Raw genomic sequence first — 18,994 nt, forward strand, 5'->3', positions numbered from 1 at the left:
ATGGCTAAATTGATTCCAGGAAAGCTTCGTATGGAGGGAGTAGAACTCTACGAAACTGGTCAGATTGAAATCATCAAAGAACAAGAACATCGCATCTATGCGCGTGTAGCGGATGAAGAAATTCGCTATAGTTTAGACGATGACTTGATTTTTTGTGCATGTGATTTTTTCAAAAAAAGAGGTTACTGTGTTCATTTAGCAGCTCTAGAATATTACTTGAAAAATGACCAGCTAGGACAGGAAATCTTACTCAATCTGGAGGCTAATCAGGAAGAGAAGGAAACTGTTGAGACACAGGTGACTTTTGGAGGAGAATTCTTGAAGTCTATCCAAGTTCCGCGTCAATCTAACATCTATCGGCTTTCTGCTCAAGGGCAGGTGGAAGCAGGAACCAATCGTATTATCTGGACTTTAAGAATTGGCCTTGCTCAGCAAGACAAGTTTTATGTGATTAGGGATATCCCTCTTTTCTTAAAAATCATAGAGTTTGCTAAACCCTACATGATAGGAAAATACTACGAATCTTCATTAAGACTCGAACAGTTTGATAAAGCCAGTCAAGACGTCTTGAATTTTTTATTAGGTTTGATTGAAGAGAAGCTTGACTACAATATTTTTTTCCAAAATCAAGGACGACATCTCTACTTCCCTAAAACCTTTTTTGAGCAGGGGGCTAATCTACTGATGGGATTAGACGCCTTTCAGTTTGACCACCAACTTTCGAGTTATCATCATCTTCTCTTCCAAGATTTTGATGGCCAAGCAAGTTTGTTTTCATTTAGAATTGAAGAAAAATCCAACTATTTTGAAATGGAAATTTTCGAACAGACAGGGCTTAATTTCTTTTACAGGGGACAAGTATTATTCTACAAGGGGAATTTTTTCCTGATGACGACAAAACAGGCTAGTTTATTAGATGCGCTTAGAAAAGTTCCTTTAGACAATGGTGGCAGAAAGATCTTACAGTTTGATACTCATGATCGAGATCTTTTAGCTTCGACCTTGTCACAGTTTAAATGCCTAGGAAAAGTAGAGGCTCCTGATTCACTACAAATACAATCCTTCCGTCCGTCTTTTTACATGGATCGTGAAGAGGATGGTTCTATTCGATTAGATATGCAATTTCAATATGAAACTTGCCTAGTAACCAATCGTAATGAACTAGAGAACCTCCCTTTTGCTAGTGATATTCAACTGGAAAAACAGATTTTTCAGTTGGCATTATCTGCGGGGTTTGAAGCGGATTTTCGTTCATGGCGTCAAAGTTTGAAAGCTGAAGCAGTCCATGCTTTCTTTCAGGAAGTTTTACCAGCCTTTGCAGCACTTGGAGAATTAAAGATTTCAGAGAGCATGCAAGATCTTTATCAGGTTCAAAAACCTCAAGTTCAGATATCATCCAAGGGAAGTCTTTTAGAAATTCAATTTGATTTTCAGGATATTGATCAAGAAGAAATCAATCGAGCGATGAAAGCTCTCGTTGCCAAGCAGGACTATTATATTAGCTCGTCTGATCAGGTCTATTATTTTGATGAACAGACAAAACGTATTCGACAAGATTTAGAAGACTTAGGAATTGATGAGATAGAGAGTGCTGCTTTCCAGGCTCGCAAGTCTTTGGCTTATACCTTATCTCATCTGTTTAAGGACCAGGATCAAGTTACTTTTACTGATGAATTTCGTCATTTGGCGCATCATTTAACGCATCCAGAGGATTTTCCGATGAAGTCCCTAGATATTCGAGCCCAGCTCAGAGATTATCAGAGAAAAGGGATTCAATGGCTTCAGATGCTAGACCATTATGGATTTGGTGGAATTTTAGCTGATGATATGGGACTTGGAAAAACTTTACAAGCCATCGCCTTTTTAAGTAGCCAACTTCAGGAGAATAGCCGTGTCTTGATTCTTGCTCCTTCTGGTCTCATCTATAATTGGGCTGATGAATTTAAAAAATTTGCACCGAATTTGGATGTGGCTGTCGTACATGGATTGAAACCTTATCGCGAGACTATTTTAGCAGAAAAACATCAGGTCTATGTGACCAGTTATGCCACTTTCCGTCAGGATAGTGAAATCTATCGAAATTTATCTTTTGATTTTCTATTTCTAGATGAAGCCCAAGTGATGAAAAATGCCCAAACCAAAATTGCTAAGATTTTGAGAAAGTTTGTGGTTCCATCAGTTTTTGCTCTTTCCGGAACACCAATTGAAAATAATCTAGGGGAATTATGGTCTATCTTTCAGATTGTATTGCCAGGACTTTTGCCAGCAAAAAAAGACTTTATGAAATTGCCTGCTGAGAGAGTGGCGCAGTTTATCAAACCATTTGTCATGCGTCGAAAAAAAGAGGATGTTCTTACAGAGTTACCTGATCTGATAGAAGTCGTTTATAAAAATGAACTGGAAGATCAGCAAAAGGCCATCTATCTAGCTCAACTTCAACAGATGCAAGAGCGTTTGGGACAAGTGACCGATGCAGAATTTCAACGAAATCGAGTTGAAATTTTAACAGGACTCATGCGTCTTCGCCAGATTTGTGATACTCCAGCTCTATTTATGGAAGATTATAAGGGAGATAGCGGGAAGCTTGATAGTTTACGAGATCTGCTAGGTCAAATTGCTGAGGGAAATCATCGTGTACTCATCTTCTCTCAATTTAGGGGAATGCTTGATCGCATCGAAAAGGAGTTGCCTCAGCTTGGCTTAACTTCCTTTAAGATTACTGGCTCTACACCATCACAGGAGCGTCAAGAAATGACCAAGGCTTTTAACCAAGGTGAGCGCGATGTGTTTTTGATTTCTCTAAAAGCTGGTGGAGTTGGTCTCAACCTTACTGGTGCGGATACAGTTATTCTGGTAGATTTATGGTGGAATCCAGCTGTTGAATCGCAGGCTATTGGCCGGGCCCACCGTATGGGACAAGACCAAGCTGTTGAGGTTTATCGTCTGGTAACTAGAGGCACAATTGAGGAGAAGATTCAAGAGTTGCAGGAAGAGAAAAAGAATCTGGTCTCAGAAGTATTGGATGGAACAGAGTCTCGTGGAAGTCTCACACTTACTGAAATTCAAGAAATATTAGGAATTTCTGAAGCCAAGACTTGAAAAATCAAGACTTTACGTTATAATGGAGTATTGAAAGGGAATAAAAATGAAACAAGTACGATTTCCAATAGTGTCAGATGATGAGATCATGCTGACAGAGATGCCATTTATGAATTTATATGATGAGTCGGATCTCATTAGTAATATCAAGGGAGATTACCAGGACAAAAACTACTTGGAATGGTCACCAATTACTACCGAAAAAAAACCACTGGTTCAAGCATCAGATAAGCTACCTGAAAAGAAGGAAAAATCCTATGCTGAACTTGCTCGTGAAGAAGCAAGAGCTGATCTAAAACGGAAACGTTCAGCAAAATATTTGACTCAAGATGTTAGTTTTACGAAACGTTATAAACCTTCAAATAATGTAGTAAGACAGGCAAATCAGCCAACAGCTCCATTCCAAAAGGAAAATCCTGGGGAACTAGCAAAATTTAGTGACAAACTAACTCAGAACCATTATATTTTGGCTGAAATGGCTCCACAGATGCAACAGACAACCAAAGAAGAGCATCTTGGACCAAAGAAAAATAATTATGATTTTTTAAAGAAAAGCCAAATTTATAACAAAAAAGAAAATCAATCAGAAAAAGAACGTAAAATTGCTCAAGAGTTGAACTTGACAAATATGACAGAGTAAAGGGGAAAAAGATGGCAAAAACCTATCATTTTATTGGAATTAAAGGATCAGGGATGAGTGCCTTGGCCTTGATGTTGCACCAAATGGGGCATAAGGTCCAAGGGTCTGATGTAGAGAAATACTACTTTACACAACGTGGATTGGAGCAAGCAGGTATCAAAATTTTGCCTTTTGATGAGAAGAATCTTCAAGGGGATTTAGAAATCATCGCTGGGAATGCCTTTCGTCCAGACAACAATGTTGAAATTGCTTATGCAGACAAGAATGGACTAAGCTATAAACGTTATCATGAGTTTCTTGGTAGCTTTATGCGTGACTTTATCAGCATGGGAGTTGCTGGAGCACACGGTAAGACTTCAACAACAGGTATGCTTTCTCACGTTTTGTCACACATCACTGATACAAGCTATCTAATTGGAGATGGTACAGGTCGTGGTTCTGAAAATGCCAAGTATTTTGTCTTCGAATCAGACGAGTACGAACGTCATTTCATGCCATATCACCCAGAGTACTCTATTATTACGAATATCGACTTTGACCATCCTGACTATTTCACAAGCTTAGAGGATGTCTTCAACGCCTTCAATGATTATGCTAAACAAATCACCAAAGGTTTGTTTGTCTACGGTGAAGATGCTGAGTTGCGTAAGATTACGGCAAATGCTCCAATCTATTATTACGGTTTTGAAGCAGACAACAATGACTTTGTAGCCAGTGATTTGCTTCGTTCTACTACAGGTTCAACCTTCACAGTTCATTTCCGTGGACAAGAGTTGGGTCAATTCCACATTCCAACTTTTGGTCGCCACAACATCATGAATGCAACAGCAGTAATTGGTTTGCTTTATACTGCTGGCTTTGACTTGGATTTGGTGCGTGAACACTTGAATACTTTTGGAGGCGTTAAACGTCGCTTTACCGAAAAGATTGTTAACGATACAGTCATTATCGATGATTTTGCGCATCACCCAACTGAAATCATTGCAACTCTAGATGCTGCACGTCAAAAATACCCAAGCAAGGAAATCGTTGCTATTTTCCAACCGCATACCTTTACTCGTACAATTGCTTTGTTGGATGATTTTGCACAGGCCTTGAATCAGGCTGATGCAGTTTACTTAGCTCAAATCTATGGATCAGCTCGCGAAGTGGACCATGGTGATGTTAAGGTTGAGGATTTAGCAGCTAAGATTGATAAAAAACATCAAGTTATCACTGTTGAAAATGTGTCTCCGCTCTTAGACCATGATAATGCTGTATACGTCTTTATGGGAGCAGGTGACATTCAATCATATGAATACTCATTCGAACGTCTCTTGTCAAATTTGACAAGTAATGTTCAGTAAGGAACACCATGGAATTTCCAATTAAAATAAGGGAAGTTCAGCAATCTGATATCGAGCAGGTTTGCTTGATACAGGAGAGTACTCAAAACTTCCAAGAAACATTTAATAGAGAAATAATAGAAGAACGTATCCGTAATTTTGCGGATACGTTTCTCTTAGCTAGTTTGGATGATCAGGTGATTGCTTATATTTTAGCGACAGATTTTGCTACATCCTCAGTAAGTAGATGGATAGCAGAGATGGCAGATGGAGAAGCTATTAGTAATGGAAATCTTGTTATTGATGCTTTATCTGTTCATCCGAATTATCAAGGGCAAGGATTTGGAACCTTGTTGCTTGCAGCCATGAAACAAGTTGCTCTTCAACAAAATAGTCCAGCTATTTATCTGGTCTGTAAAGATGAATTGCTGTCTTATTTTGAGATGAATGAATTTATAGAGCAAGGAATAGTAGATCTGGGATTCGGAAATGAAGTTAATTTTCTCATGTGCTGGAAGAATCCCTTTTATCAGGAGGAATTATGATTATTCGACAAGCTAGACTGAGTGATTTAGACCGTATTTTAGAGATTGAATTAGAGAATTTTTCTATTGAAGAAGCCATACCTCGATCTGTCTTTGAAGCACATTTAAAGGAAATAAAAACGAGCTTTCTAGTGGCTGAAAAAGAGGGAGAGATACTCGGTTATATCGAAGGACCAGTAGTCCCTCATCGTTATTTACAAGACCAGTCTTTCACTGAAGAAATAAAAGACCACAGTCGTCAAAAAGGCGGATATATATCTGTGACTTGTCTTTCGATAGCAAAAAAAGCTCAATCTCTAGGACTAGGGAAAAAACTCCTGACCGCATTGAAAGAAGTGGCTCTTAAGCATGAACGAGAGGGGATCAATCTGACCTGTCATGACTACCTTATTGAATACTATGAGAAGCATGGTTTTGTCAATGAAGGAAAGTCTAAGTCCCAATTTGCGGGAGAAGAATGGTATGATATGGTCTGGGAAAACAAGAATTAGTGAGTAGAAAGGCTTCTAAGGTTGCTTTTCTTTAGTTTTTAAGATATAATATTAAGGATTATCAACAAGGAGGTAAATACCTTTGAGCGAAAATTCAAATGAAGAAAAGTTGAGTTTTAAAGAGCAAATTTTGCGAGATTTAGAACGACTAAAAAAAGAAGCAAATGAAGTTGAACAAACGGATGACCTTTTTTCAACTTTAGCAAAACCTTCTGAAGCAACTTCAGAAAAAAAGGAACCAAGTATTTCGGAAGAGGAGTTGATTGCAAAATCAGTTGCAGCTGTTGATCAATTGATTGATAATGCCCCAACTGTTCCTGAGCGTCCTGTTCTTGTAGAAGAATTTCCAGAAGAAGCTGCAGAGGAAGTACAAGAAGAAATTCCAGAAGCAGTACAAGAAGAAGTAGTTGAGTCATCTCAATCAATTCCGGAAAAAGAAGAAAATAATTCAATTCCAACTAGAGTTTCAGTTTCTTATCGTGCATTTGATACTGTTCCAGAAAAAGAAACAGTAAACCTTGCGTCACACAAGGAAGAATTGACAAGTCAAGAAGCTACTGAAGAAGCAGACCTTCCTAGAAGAAGTCGGAGAGAGACTGTGAAACCAGTCAAGAAAAAGAAGAAGTCCCGCTTAAAAGGATTTTTAGTAACAGTTTTGGTATTATTGATTCTAATTGGTGCTGGTGGATTCTTTGGCCTTCGCTATGCTGAATCAGCTCTACAACCAGTAGATCCAAGTTCTAAACAATATATGTCAGTTCAGATTCCAGATGGTGCTAATACTCAAGAAATTGGCTCAGTTTTGGAAAAATCTGGTGTTATTAAGAACGGTTTGGTCTTTACACTTTATGCCAAGTATAAAAACTACACTGGATTGAAGTCTGGTTATTACAACTTGCAAAAGAGTATGAGTGTTGAAGATGTCATTAAAGAGTTGCAAAAGGGTGGTACACCTGAACCTCAGGAAGTTGCTCTTGCAGACTTGACTATTCCTGAAGGCTATACTTTGGAACAAATTGCTCAAACTGTTGGCCAACTTCAAGGTGACTTTAAGGAACCTTTGACAGCGGAAGCATTCATGGCTAAGGCCCAAGATGAGACCTTTATTGCTCAAGAGGTTGCCAAATATCCAAACTTGCTTGAAAGCTTGCCAGCAAAAGATAGTGGTGTTCGTTACCGTTTAGAAGGTTATCTTTTCCCTGCGACTTATACGATCAAAGAAAGTACAACTGTTGAAAGTTTAATTGATTCAATGCTTGCAGCTATGGATAAGAACCTTTCTTCACACTATGCTGCGATCAAAGAAAAGAACTTGACCGTAAATGAGCTCTTAACAATTGCATCACTTGTTGAGAAAGAAGGGGCAAAAACAGAAGATCGTAAGCTGATTGCAGGAATCTTCTATAACCGCTTAAACCTTGGTATGCCACTTCAAAGTAATATCGCTATCCTTTACGCAGAAGGAAAACTTGGTCAAAACATCAGTCTCTCTGATGATGCAGCCATTGATACATCTATTGATTCACCATACAATGTCTATACAAAAGTAGGTCTAATGCCTGGACCAGTTGATAGCCCAAGCTTGGATGCTATCGAATCAAGTATCAATCAGACTAAGAGTGAATATCTCTATTTTGTAGCCAATGTTCAAGATGGTAAAGTTTACTATGCAACAACACTAGAAGAACATGATCGTAATGTTCAAGAACATATCAATAGTAAATTACCTCAATCAAATAGCACAAACTAAAATTATGTGGTTTTCCACATAATTTTGCTTTAAAGCATATATTTATTAATTAAATCAAAAGAAAGTTGAGAAAAATGGTAGAAAAAACATATCCAATGACCTTGGAAGAAAAGGAAAAACTCGAAAAAGAATTAGAAGAATTGAAACTAGTACGTCGTCCAGAAGTTGTAGAACGTATCAAGATTGCTCGTTCATATGGTGATTTGTCAGAGAACAGTGAGTATGAAGCAGCGAAAGATGAGCAAGCCTTTGTTGAAGGACAAATCTCTAGTTTGGAAACTAAAATCCGTTATGCTGAAATTGTCAACAGTGATGCCGTCGCAAAAAATGAAGTTGCTATCGGAAAAACTGTAACAATCCAAGAAGTTGGAGAAGACGAAAAGGAAGTATACATTATCGTTGGTTCAGCTGGAGCAGATGCTTTTGCAGGAAAAGTGTCAAATGAAAGCCCAATTGGTCAAGCATTGATTGGTAAGAAAAAAGGTGATGTTGTTACAATCGAAACACCTGCTGGAAGCTATGATGTTAAAATCTTAAAGGTTGAAAAAACCGCTTAATGGTATAAAAAGAAGGAGTGAATTTAGGGAAAGCGTTTTCCATCACTCCTTTTCTTATTTTTTAAAAACTTAAGGAGACTAGATGAATTCAGAAAAAAAGTACAAAAAGAAGAGTAAAATGGAGCGTGGCCTAACCAATCGCCATGTTCAGGTTATGGCCATTGCTGGTACAATCGGGACAGGATTATTCCTCGGGGCAGGTCGCTCGATTAGTTTAACAGGACCTTCGATTGTCTTGGTCTATATGATTACGGGTGGCTTCATGTATCTCATGATGCGTGCTATCGGAGAAATGTTGTACCAGGACCCGGAGCAACACACCTTTATCAATTTTATTACTCGCTATCTTGGAAAGGGCTGGGGATATTTCTCGGTTTGGTCTTATTGGTTATCAGTAGTCTTTATTGGTATGGCTGAGATTACAGCAATCGCTCACTATGTTCAGTTTTGGTTTCCGTCTTGGCCATCTTGGTTGATTCAGGTTGTCTTTTTAACAATTTTAGGATTGGTCAATCTGATTGCAGTTAAAATATTTGGTGAAGTGGAATTTTGGTTTGCCATGATTAAAATCGTTGCTATTCTTGCCATGATTGCGACGGGTATTTTTATGGTCTTGACTGGCTTTGAAACTCCTTATGGATCAGCAAGTCTTGCCAATATCAGTGATCAATTCTCTCTTTTCCCAAATGGTGGGATGAACTTTATCATGGCCTTTCAAATGGTTTTCTTTGCTTACTTGATGATTGAATTTATCGGCGTTACAACATCTGAAACCAAAGATCCTCGAAAAGTCTTGCCTAAGGCGGTTAAGGAAATTCCTTTGCGAATTATCTTTTTCTACGGTGGGGCTCTCTTAGCCATCATGTCTATTATTCCTTGGCGTGAGCTTTCTGCGACGGATTCACCATTTGTAACGGTATTTGAACTTGTTGGTCTTAAGTGGGCAGCAGCCTTGATTAACTTTGTTGTCTTGACTTCCGCTGCGTCAGCCTTGAATTCAACTCTTTACTCAACAGGCCGTCACTTGTACCAAATTGCCCATGATTCACCAAATCGTTTCTTGAAAGCTATTAAGGCAGATACACTTTCACGCCACAACGTTCCTCAGAATGCTATCATTGCTTCTGCGGTATTGATTGGTCTTGCAGCCTTCATCAATGTACTTCCTGGCGTATCAGATGCCTTTGCTTTGATTACGGCTTCTTCATCAGGTGTTTATATCGCCATCTACATCTTAATCATGGTGGCCCATCTTAAGTATCGCAAGTCAAAAGACTTTATGGCAGATGGCTATCTCATGCCCCAATATCGCTTGCTAAATCCTCTGACTATGCTCTTCTTTATCTTTGTATTTGGAACTCTCTTCTTACAAGAATCGACTGTAATGGGAGCAAGAGGTTCAGCTATCTGGATTGTTGCTTTTGGTATTTATAGCCAATGGAAATTTAGAAAATAAGTCAGAAGCTCATCAACTCTGGTTGATGAGTTTTCTAGTTTGACAGCTCTTGGTAATAAGACTATAATCAAGCTATAAGTATCTTCGAGGAGGTTTGGATGCAGATAAGATTGGAAAATACAGAGTCTCAGAAATCGCAAATAATAGGAGACTTGATTCGCTCCTATAATCGTTCCAAAAGAGAAGTTGCTGAAAGTGAACCACTAAACCTTTATGTCGAAGATAAACATGGTGAAATCATGGCTGGCTTAGTAGCAGAGACTTTCGGGAATTGGTTAGAAATTGAGTATTTGTTTGTGAAGGAGGACTTGCGAGGACAAGGAATCGGATCCCAACTATTGCACCAAGCAGAAAGTGAAGCTAAAAAGAGAAACTGTCGCTTTGCTTTTGTGAATACCTATCAGTTTCAAGCGCCAGCCTTTTATCAAAAGCAGGGCTACAAGGAAGTCTTTACCTTAAAAGATTATCCCTACATTGGACAAAGACATTATTATCAAAAAGATTTGTAAACATAGAACTCTCTATCATGTAAGTGGTAGAGTTTTTTTGTAAAAAAAATCTCACAAAATGACAGATATATATTGCATAATGTAAAATATATGATATAATAAAGTTGGAAAAAGAAACGCGACTTTTAAAATTAAGGAGGAGGTAACAAGTGGTTAAGAATTTAAAATTAAAGTTAGCTCGAGTGGAGCTTGACATGACACAAGGTGATTTGGCAGAAGCTGTGGGTGTCACTAGGCAGACTATCGGCTTGATAGAAGCTGGAAAGTACAATCCTTCGCTTTCACTTTGCCAATCCATTTGCAGATGCTTAGGCAAAACTTTAGATCAATTATTTTGGGAGGAAGAAGATGAAAAATAGATTATTTTATTATCAATTACTTGATGAAAGAGAAGAACAACTGATGAATAAAGCAGGTGCAGAAACTTTTCACATTTCTATAGGATTATTATTCCTAACTTACTTAATTGCAGTATTTGCGCCAAGCCTTTTTAATCCGAGCATGATGCTCATCATTATCATTATTGGGACTTTTTACTTTTTCAACCGAGCTCGCAATCTCGGTGTGACCTACTATAGTCGGTTTCATTTTACGATTCAGGGATGTTTATTAGTGACACTACTCATCACAACTATTTTAATGCTACAAAACTATCAGTTCAATAAAGATATTTATCAGCATAATCCATTGAACTTCAAATACCTTTCTGCTTGGGGCTTTACCTATCTCTTTTATCTTCCTTGGGGCTTCATTGGAAATTTAGGCTTGAAAAGCTATGGTCAATGGGCCCAGAAAAAATATGAAGAAGATATGGATGAGCTCGAGAGCATAGAATAGCTTGTTAACTTTTTATCCATCTCGGTAAAATGTGTTATAATAGTACTAATTTATGAGAAAAGAAGAAACATTTTCATCTTTTTACAAATAGGGAAGAAGGACAGTATATGTACCCAGATGACAGTTTAACATTGCACACAGATTTGTATCAGATTAACATGATGCAGGTTTACTTCGACCAAGGAATTCATAACAAGAAAGCAGTTTTTGAAGTTTATTTCCGCCAACAACCGTTTAAAAATGGTTATGCTGTTTTTGCAGGTTTGGAACGAATTGTGAACTACCTAGAAAACCTGCGCTTTTCTGATAGTGATATTGCTTATTTAGAATCACTGGGTTATCATGGTGCCTTCCTGGAATATCTCCGTAATCTCAAGTTGGAATTGACGGTACGTTCTGCTCAAGAAGGGGACTTAGTATTTGCCAATGAACCAATCGTTCAAGTGGAAGGCCCTTTGGCGCAGTGTCAATTGGTTGAAACAGCCCTCTTGAATATTGTCAATTTTCAAACCTTGATTGCGACCAAAGCTGCTCGTATTCGCTCGGTCATTGAAGATGAGCCTTTGATGGAGTTCGGTACACGTCGTGCGCAAGAAATGGATGCAGCTATCTGGGGAACTCGTGCCGCCGTCATTGGTGGTGCCAATGGAACTAGTAATGTGCGTGCTGGTAAGCTCTTTGGGATTCCGGTTTTAGGTACTCATGCTCATGCCTTGGTTCAAGTCTATGGGAATGATTATCAGGCTTTCAAGGCTTATGCCTCAACGCACAAAAACTGTGTCTTTCTAGTAGATACCTATGATACTCTTCGCATCGGTGTTCCAGCAGCGATTCAGGTTGCGCGTGAACTTGGTGATAAGATTAATTTCCTTGGTGTCCGCATTGACTCTGGAGATATCGCCTATATTTCTAAAAAAGTTCGTCAACAACTGGACGAGGCAGGATTTACGGATGCTAAGATTTATGCATCCAATGATCTTGATGAAAATACCATCCTTAACCTCAAGATGCAAAAAGCTAAGATTGACGTCTGGGGTGTCGGGACTAAGCTCATCACAGCCTATGACCAACCAGCTCTAGGAGCAGTTTATAAGGTTGTTGCCATTGAAGATGAAAATGGTCAGATGCGCAATACTATCAAACTTTCAAACAATGCAGAGAAGGTTTCAACACCAGGTAAGAAACAAGTTTGGCGCATCACCAGTCGTGAAAAAGGCAAGTCAGAAGGTGATTACATTACCTATGACGGTGTCGATGCTGCTAGCATGACTGAAATTAAGATGTTCCATCCAACCTATACTTACATCAAGAAGACTGTCCGTAATTTTGATGCCGTTCCTCTCTTGGTAAACATCTTCAAGGACGGTAAGCTAGTCTATGATTTACCAAGTCTTCCTGAAATTCAAGCTTATGCTCGTAAGGAATTTGACAAGCTTTGGGACGAATACAAACGCGTACTTAATCCACAACATTATCCTGTTGACTTGGCTCGTGATGTATGGCAAGACAAGATGGACTTGATCGATAAGATGCGTAAGGAAGCTCTGGGCGAAGGAGAAGAAGAATGAGTTTGCAAGATACCATTATCCAACAACTAGGGGTTAAACCTGTCATCAATCCGCAAGAAGAAATTCGTCGTTCGATAGATTTTCTAAAGAAATACCTAAGAAAACATCCTTTCCTAAAAACTTTTGTATTAGGTATTTCTGGTGGACAAGACTCGACTTTAGCTGGTCGCCTTGCCCAACTAGCTATGGAAGAAATGCGAGCTGAAACCGGTGATGATTCTTATAAATTTATAGCAGTTCGCCTACCTTATGGAATTCAAGCAGATGAGGATGATGCCCAAAAAGCCCTTGCTTTCATCAAACCAGATGTTAGCCTAGTCGTTAATATTAAAGATTCTGTAGATGCAATGGCAGCGGCAGTAGAGGCTACTGGTAGTCCAATGTCAGACTTTAATAAAGGGAATATCAAGGCTAGAAGCCGGATGATTGCCCAATATGCACTCGCAGGAGCTCATAGTGGAGCAGTTATTGGTACTGACCATGCTGCAGAAAATGTCACAGGTTTCTTTACCAAGTTCGGTGACGGCGGTGCAGATATTCTTCCTCTCTATCGCCTCAATAAACGTCAAGGAAAACAACTATTGAAGGAGCTCGGAGCTGATCCTGCTCTCTATGAAAAAGTACCGATTGCCGATCTAGAAGAAGAGAAACCAGGATTGGCAGATGAAGTTGCACTCGGTGTAACCTACGCAGAGATTGATGACTACCTGGAAGGTAAACAAATCAGCCAAGAAGCCCAAGCAACCATTGAAAAATGGTGGCACAAAGGCCAACACAAACGCCACTTACCAATCACAGTGTTTGATACGTTTTGGGAGTAAAAAGGTCCGAGGGACCTTTTACCTTCTTGCCTAGAAATTAGAAAGCAAGAATAACCTCCGGGGGAGGTTTTTACCCCGAGTATAGAAACAGGAAAACGAGGTAGGTTCGGTAACTCGAAGAGTTCGATCTCGTAATCCCACCCCCGCAAGGCTGACTAGGCTTGAAAAAGCTTGAAAAAACGTATTTCAAGCCAGATAGCTATTGCGTCAAAGCGTTAATACCAGAAAAGGACGAGATTTTATATCCCGTCCTTTTTTATTTATAAAATTATGACTAATCAAAATAAAGCAAATCTTTGCTAGTACTTGTAAAGAGGTCGAAGCCATCTTTGGTAACAACACCGCAGTCCTCGATGCGGACCCCGACTTTACCAGGGATGTAGATACCAGGCTCAACTGAGAAGCACATGCCTTCTTCGATAACCATGTCGTTTCCTTCCATGATGGATGGGAACTCGTGAACATCCATACCGATTCCGTGACCGAGACGGTGATTGAAGTACTCGCCGTAGCCAGCTTTTTCGATAACTTCACGAGCCGCACGGTCAACCTCATGGGCAGTTACACCAGGTTTGATAAAGTCAAGGGCAGCTTGTTGGGCTTCCAGAGTCAAGTTGTAAATATCTTTCTTGAACTGGTCAGGTTTACCAACAGCGACTGTACGAGTCATATCTGATGCATAACCATTCACCATCACACCGAGGTCAAAGAGGAGAAGGGCATTGTTTTCAACCTTGTTAGCTCCAGGGATACCATGCGGATTTGCAGCGTTATCTCCTGTCAAGACCATAGTATCAAAGCTCATTTCATAGCCTTCACGTTTCATAGCAAAGTCGATTTGCGCAATGATATCAGTTTCCGTATTATCAAGAGAGATATTGTCAAAACCAACTTTAACAGACTTGTCGGCGTAAACACCTGCAACCATCATCTTTTGCACTTCATCGGCTGATTTGATCAAGCGCATACGTTGGATCAATGGAGTCAAGTTATCAAACTCAGCAGTTTCAAAGACAGTTTTCAAACCGTGGTATTTAGTCAAGATGAGATTGTCAAACTCAACTGCTACACGTTTGAAATCAAGCTGTGGCAAGGCATTTTGAATTTTCTTCCAAGGGTTTTCAGAGTCCACGTAGCCAACTACTGGGAAAGAGACAGTGCTAGTCGCACGTTCAACCTCAAGTGCTGGAACGAAGAGAAGCGGTTCTTGGTTTCTAAGGACAAAGAGGAACATTTGACGTTCGTGTGGATCACTGTAAAAGCCAGTGAGGTAATTAATTGTGACGGGGTCAGATACGACAGCGACGTCTAGCTTTTCTGATTCAAGATAAGTTAAGATTTGTTGTAATTTAGACATATGCTACCTTCTTTCTACCCCTCTATTTTTGCAAAAATTAGGAGAAAATGCAAGGGAGAAGGGGAAAAGAACCTAAAAAAATTCCAACAGCTAATAGCATGTTGGAATTTAAATATTAGTCGAATTCTGCCTTGCTCTTAACATCGCTATATTCTTCAGCAACTTCTTGGCTAAGGATATCCTCATAAGCTGGAAGGTCGATGTCCTGACCATATTTTTTCTTAAGAGCAGTAGTGACCAAGCGATAGGCTAGGTTGGCGTTACGAGATAAGATAGGCCCATGGAAATAAGAACCGAAAACATTTTTATAGTGAACACCTTCACCGACCTTTTCTTCGTTGTTGCCATTTCCATAGACAACCTGCCCCAATGGTTTTTGGTCATCTGAGAGGAAGGTGCGGCCTTGGTGATTTTCAAAACCATAGTAGGTTTCATCGAATTCTTCGTTATGAATTTTAATGTCACCAATGAATCGGTTATTGGTTTGGTTGAGTGTGTAATGTCCCATGACACCCAAGCCTTCAATGCGTCTTCCAGAAGCTTCAATATAGTATTGGCCTAATAGTTGGAAGCCACCACAGATAGCAAGAACGACACCATCGTTTTGGATAAAGTTGTCAATGCTATCTTTTTTATCGGGTAGATCACCAGCTATGATACTCTGTTCAAAGTCTTGACCACCGCCGAAAAAGGCGATGTCGTAGTGATTTTCATCGAAATCATCATGAAGCGAAACGATATCAATTGTTACATGTGCACCCAGCTTTTCAGCGACGTACTTGAGCATGAGGATGTTTCCATTATCTCCGTAGGTGTTCATGAGATTCCCATAGAGGTGGGCGATATTTAGTTGGTAAGGGTAATTGCCGTCTTTTGAGGAAAGTGAAGTATAAACCATTAGTTCATCTCCTTTCTAACAAGCTGACGATTGGCTAGTAGTTCTCGGAATTCTAGCATAGCCGTATAAGTCGCAAGGATATAGGCATGCTTGCAGTCTTGAGCTTCGATCGTTTTGATAACTTGTTCCAGGCTACTTGTTTCAGTGATCTTGTCAGCTGGATAGCCAGTAACACGTAGACGACGAGCAATTTCAGAATGACGAACTCCACCCGCATTGATTTCAGGAATGTCCATATCCGTAATTTGCTCAAAGTCAGCATCCCAAATCCAGCTGGTATCAATCCCGTCCGCATAGTTAGCATTGAGGAGAACAGATAGACTAAATGGGTAAGGAGCTAGTTTGATCATTTCGATGGCCTGGGTAGCACCAACAGGATTTTTAATAAGAACCAGTGTGCATTCCTTGTCACCGATATGGAAGGTTTCTTGTCGTCCAAAGACAGCACGACTCTTGTCAAATCCTTGTTTAATCAGTTGAGAATCAGCGCCTAGGTAACGAGCGATAGCAACTGCAGCCAGAGCATTGTAGATGTTGTAGAGACCACCGATTTGAATACCATATTCCTGACCATCAATAACAAAACGAGAACGATTGTTAGTCAACTCAACCAATTCTGTCAGACGGTAGTCCAAGTCAGGACGCTTGCATCCACAATTTTCACAGATATAAGCTCCCAAGTTAGCATAAGTGTTGAGCTCGTATTTCAGAATACTTTGACATTCAGGGCAGAGAATACCTTCAGTATTGTAGTGAGCAAGTTGCGCTGGACCTTTTTCTAGATCAAAACCAAAATACTGAACAGGATTTGAAATTGCAGGCTTGTAGAAAAGCGGACTATCACCGTTTAGAAGAACAGTAGCAGTAGGAACCTTTCGAATAGCGTCCAAAATCATGTTGTAGGTCGTATAGATCTCACCGTATCGGTCCATCTGATCGCGGAAGATATTAGTGATAACGAAAAGACTAGGCTGGATATAGTCACAGATATGTGAGAGACTAGCTTCGTCGATTTCAAGTACTGCAATATTTTTTCCAGTTTTTGAAGATTTTGCAGTCAAGAAAGTAGTCGTAATCCCTGTGATCATGTTGGCACCACTTGGATTGGTTAACACTTGACCATAAATTTCCTTTAGGATACCGACAGTGAGAGCGGTTGTCAAGGTTTTTCCATTGGTACCAGTTACCACAACAATTTCGTAGTTGTTTGCTAAATGTTGTAGAATATCTTTATCAAATTGAAGGGCGAGTTTTCCAGGCAGCGTACTTCCACGGCCAAGACGGCTCAAAATAAAGTGAGAAGAACGCCCAGCAAGAAGGCCCAAAGTAGTTTTAAATTTCATGTTTCTATTATATCATAAAAGCTAGAAAAGATAGATTTGAGATTTCAGTGAAGAAAAAACAGCCCGACGAGGGCTGCTTTCTAAAATTATACTCAATGAAAATCAAAGAGCAAACTAGGAAGCTAGCCGTAGGTAGTACTTGAGTACGGCAAGGTGAAGCTGACGTGGTTTGAATTTGATTTTCGAAGAGTATTAAATCGCAAACAAATCGTTTAGGTTCTCAGCCATAGTTGGGTGAGTAAAGATTTGTTTAGCCAAATCTGTGTATGGGATATGATGGTTCATAGCAAGAGTAATCAAATTGATAATTTCATGAGATTCTTGACCAAAGAGGGTCACACCCAAGATTTCCTTAGTTTCAGGGTTTACCACAGCTTTGAAGGCACCACGCAAATCGCCATTAACATGACCACGAGGCATGCCAGCAACTGGAAGTTCCTTGACAGCAACTGGTCCACCTGCTGCTCTGGCTTGGTCTTCAGTAAGACCAACTTGTGCCAAAGGTGGGTTGAGGAACATAGCGGTTGGAACAGCTCCACGTGTTTCAAGATTATAGCTACCATCCCCTGTCAAGTAATTAAAGACAATACGGAAATCATCTAATGAAATATAAGTGAATTGAAGACCACCATTGACATCACCTACTGCAAAGACACCTGGAACGCTTGTTTCCAAATGCTTATTAACCTGGATACCGCCACGTTCAGTCAAGGCAATATCAGTGTTTTCCAAGTGAAGAGGTTCAATATTAGGCTTGCGTCCTGTTGCATAAAGGAGCGCATCAAAACGGAAGTCTCCTTTATCAGTAACAACGACAACTTCATCGCCGTCATTCTTAACTTCAGATGTTTTAACACCTTGCTCAAAGACAATGCCGTCCTCTTCCATGTATTCCTTAGCCAACTTAGCAATAGATGGCTCCACACGTGGCAAGAAGCTAGTCGCTGCATCCAAGACAGTCACTTGGCTACCCAAACGGTTATAAAGACCTGCAAATTCAAGACCGATATTACCGCCACCAAGAATTCCAAGTTTTTCTGGCAATTTGTCCAAGTTTTGGATGCCTGTTGAGTCAAAGACGTTCTTACTTGTAGCAAGACCTGGGATTGGTAATACATTTGAAACAGCACCAGTGTTGATGACGATAGTTTCAGCTGTAAGCTCTTGGCGGTCATCACCAGCCACTACTTCGATGACCTTATTTGACACGAAATGTGCCTCTGCATCAATGACATCAACGCCATTGTCTGCCAACATTTTATAATTCTTAGCGTTAAGACGACCTGTCACCGCACCACGCTCTTTCATGGTATCGTCAAATGACCAGCCCTTTTCAGCTGCTACAATCATAGTCTTGGTTGGGATACAAGCAAAATTAATGCAAATACCACCATACATCGCTTTACTGCGCTCGATGACAGCAACTTTCTTACCAGCCGCATTCATCTTAGCAGCCAAAGTCTTACCGGCTTTACCAAATCCAATTACAATTAAATCGTATGTTAACATTTTTAAATCCTCCTATTTGATTTCATTCTAGCACAAGAAAAAAACTTTTGCACAAATCTGCTACGGGAAAAAATATTGGACTAAAATAGTCTCACGAAAGCTTTGGAGAATCAAGTCAAAAAAATAGAAAAATCGTTTACATGATTTAATCAAGTGGTTAGACTATCTTTTGGCCCTCTCTTGTGTTATACTAGATAAGTTGCAAAGAAAGCAGTACTTTTCTTTAGTGGAAAAGAAGCAACACGATCTTTCATATAAAGATATGAAAAACCGTCATGAAAAGAAAAGT

Annotated in this window: 17 protein-coding genes; 13 read left to right on the forward strand and 4 right to left on the reverse strand. The window is 39.7% G+C overall.

Annotated elements, in window-relative coordinates:
- From ACXYSM_RS02200 to nadE, 13 genes are all read left to right on the forward strand, one after another.
- Entirely contained in the window at positions 1 to 3,099 is a 3,099-nt protein-coding gene (locus ACXYSM_RS02200; RefSeq protein WP_458634192.1) for a DEAD/DEAH box helicase, read from the forward strand.
- A 46-nt stretch (positions 3,100 to 3,145) separates the two neighbouring features.
- Complete coding sequence (locus tag ACXYSM_RS02205; protein ID WP_458634193.1) at positions 3,146 to 3,739, forward strand: cystathionine gamma-synthase; 594 nt, start codon at positions 3,146 to 3,148, stop codon at positions 3,737 to 3,739.
- 11 nt (positions 3,740 to 3,750) lie between these two features.
- Positions 3,751 to 5,085, forward strand: a complete 1,335-nt coding sequence (gene murC / locus ACXYSM_RS02210; RefSeq protein WP_006151975.1) for a UDP-N-acetylmuramate--L-alanine ligase — start codon at positions 3,751 to 3,753, stop codon at positions 5,083 to 5,085.
- Between the two features lie 8 nt (positions 5,086 to 5,093).
- Positions 5,094 to 5,609 carry a GNAT family N-acetyltransferase gene (locus tag ACXYSM_RS02215; RefSeq protein ID WP_458634194.1) on the forward strand — a complete coding sequence of 172 codons (516 nt, stop codon included), beginning with the start codon at positions 5,094 to 5,096 and terminating at the stop codon, positions 5,607 to 5,609.
- Positions 5,606 to 6,100: a GNAT family N-acetyltransferase gene (locus ACXYSM_RS02220; RefSeq protein ID WP_320693853.1), complete on the forward strand. Its 495-nt coding sequence runs from the start codon at positions 5,606 to 5,608 to the stop codon at positions 6,098 to 6,100. Before ACXYSM_RS02215 ends, ACXYSM_RS02220 begins: the two co-directional genes overlap by 4 nt.
- Before the next feature lie 82 nt (positions 6,101 to 6,182).
- Positions 6,183 to 7,850 carry an endolytic transglycosylase MltG gene (mltG, locus tag ACXYSM_RS02225; protein ID WP_458634195.1) on the forward strand — a complete coding sequence of 556 codons (1,668 nt, stop codon included), beginning with the start codon at positions 6,183 to 6,185 and terminating at the stop codon, positions 7,848 to 7,850.
- Between the two features lie 74 nt (positions 7,851 to 7,924).
- Complete coding sequence (gene greA / locus ACXYSM_RS02230) at positions 7,925 to 8,407, forward strand: transcription elongation factor GreA (protein ID WP_006148148.1); 483 nt, start codon at positions 7,925 to 7,927, stop codon at positions 8,405 to 8,407.
- Positions 8,408 to 8,489: 82 nt separating this feature from the next.
- Entirely contained in the window at positions 8,490 to 9,863 is a 1,374-nt protein-coding gene (locus ACXYSM_RS02235) for an amino acid permease (RefSeq protein ID WP_458634196.1), read from the forward strand.
- A gap of 98 nt (positions 9,864 to 9,961) precedes the next feature.
- Positions 9,962 to 10,372, forward strand: coding sequence for a GNAT family N-acetyltransferase (locus ACXYSM_RS02240; RefSeq protein WP_458634197.1), 411 nt, complete (start codon positions 9,962 to 9,964; stop codon positions 10,370 to 10,372).
- A gap of 149 nt (positions 10,373 to 10,521) precedes the next feature.
- Positions 10,522 to 10,731 (forward strand): helix-turn-helix transcriptional regulator, encoded by a 210-nt coding sequence (locus ACXYSM_RS02245; RefSeq protein ID WP_006151491.1) that lies wholly within the window; start codon positions 10,522 to 10,524, stop codon positions 10,729 to 10,731.
- The gene (locus tag ACXYSM_RS02250; RefSeq protein WP_458634198.1) at positions 10,721 to 11,209 is read left to right on the forward strand and encodes a DUF6773 family protein; all 489 of its coding nucleotides are present in this window, start codon (positions 10,721 to 10,723) and stop codon (positions 11,207 to 11,209) included. The genes ACXYSM_RS02245 and ACXYSM_RS02250 overlap by 11 nt, the downstream gene beginning before the upstream one ends.
- A gap of 107 nt (positions 11,210 to 11,316) precedes the next feature.
- Positions 11,317 to 12,777, forward strand: coding sequence for a nicotinate phosphoribosyltransferase (locus tag ACXYSM_RS02255; RefSeq protein WP_458634199.1), 1,461 nt, complete (start codon positions 11,317 to 11,319; stop codon positions 12,775 to 12,777).
- Positions 12,774 to 13,598 (forward strand): ammonia-dependent NAD(+) synthetase, encoded by an 825-nt coding sequence (nadE, locus tag ACXYSM_RS02260; RefSeq protein ID WP_458634200.1) that lies wholly within the window; start codon positions 12,774 to 12,776, stop codon positions 13,596 to 13,598. Before ACXYSM_RS02255 ends, nadE begins: the two co-directional genes overlap by 4 nt.
- Positions 13,599 to 13,872: 274 nt before the next feature.
- On the opposite strand, the gene ACXYSM_RS02265 is transcribed toward nadE, so the two are convergent.
- From ACXYSM_RS02265 to ACXYSM_RS02280, 4 genes are all read right to left on the reverse strand, one after another.
- Positions 13,873 to 14,955 (reverse strand): M24 family metallopeptidase, encoded by a 1,083-nt coding sequence (locus tag ACXYSM_RS02265; protein ID WP_458634201.1) that lies wholly within the window; start codon positions 14,953 to 14,955, stop codon positions 13,873 to 13,875.
- Positions 14,956 to 15,070: 115 nt separating this feature from the next.
- On the reverse strand, positions 15,071 to 15,853 hold the full coding sequence (gatD, locus tag ACXYSM_RS02270; protein WP_458634202.1) for a lipid II isoglutaminyl synthase subunit GatD: 783 nt from the start codon (positions 15,851 to 15,853) through the stop codon (positions 15,071 to 15,073).
- Positions 15,853 to 17,196: a lipid II isoglutaminyl synthase subunit MurT gene (murT, locus tag ACXYSM_RS02275; protein WP_458634203.1), complete on the reverse strand. Its 1,344-nt coding sequence runs from the start codon at positions 17,194 to 17,196 to the stop codon at positions 15,853 to 15,855. Before murT ends, gatD begins: the two co-directional genes overlap by 1 nt.
- A gap of 192 nt (positions 17,197 to 17,388) precedes the next feature.
- Positions 17,389 to 18,705, reverse strand: coding sequence for an FAD-containing oxidoreductase (locus ACXYSM_RS02280; protein WP_458634204.1), 1,317 nt, complete (start codon positions 18,703 to 18,705; stop codon positions 17,389 to 17,391).
- Positions 18,706 to 18,994: the final 289 nt, after the last annotated feature.

The sequence above is a fragment of the Streptococcus sp. V940 genome (assembly GCF_054353495.1).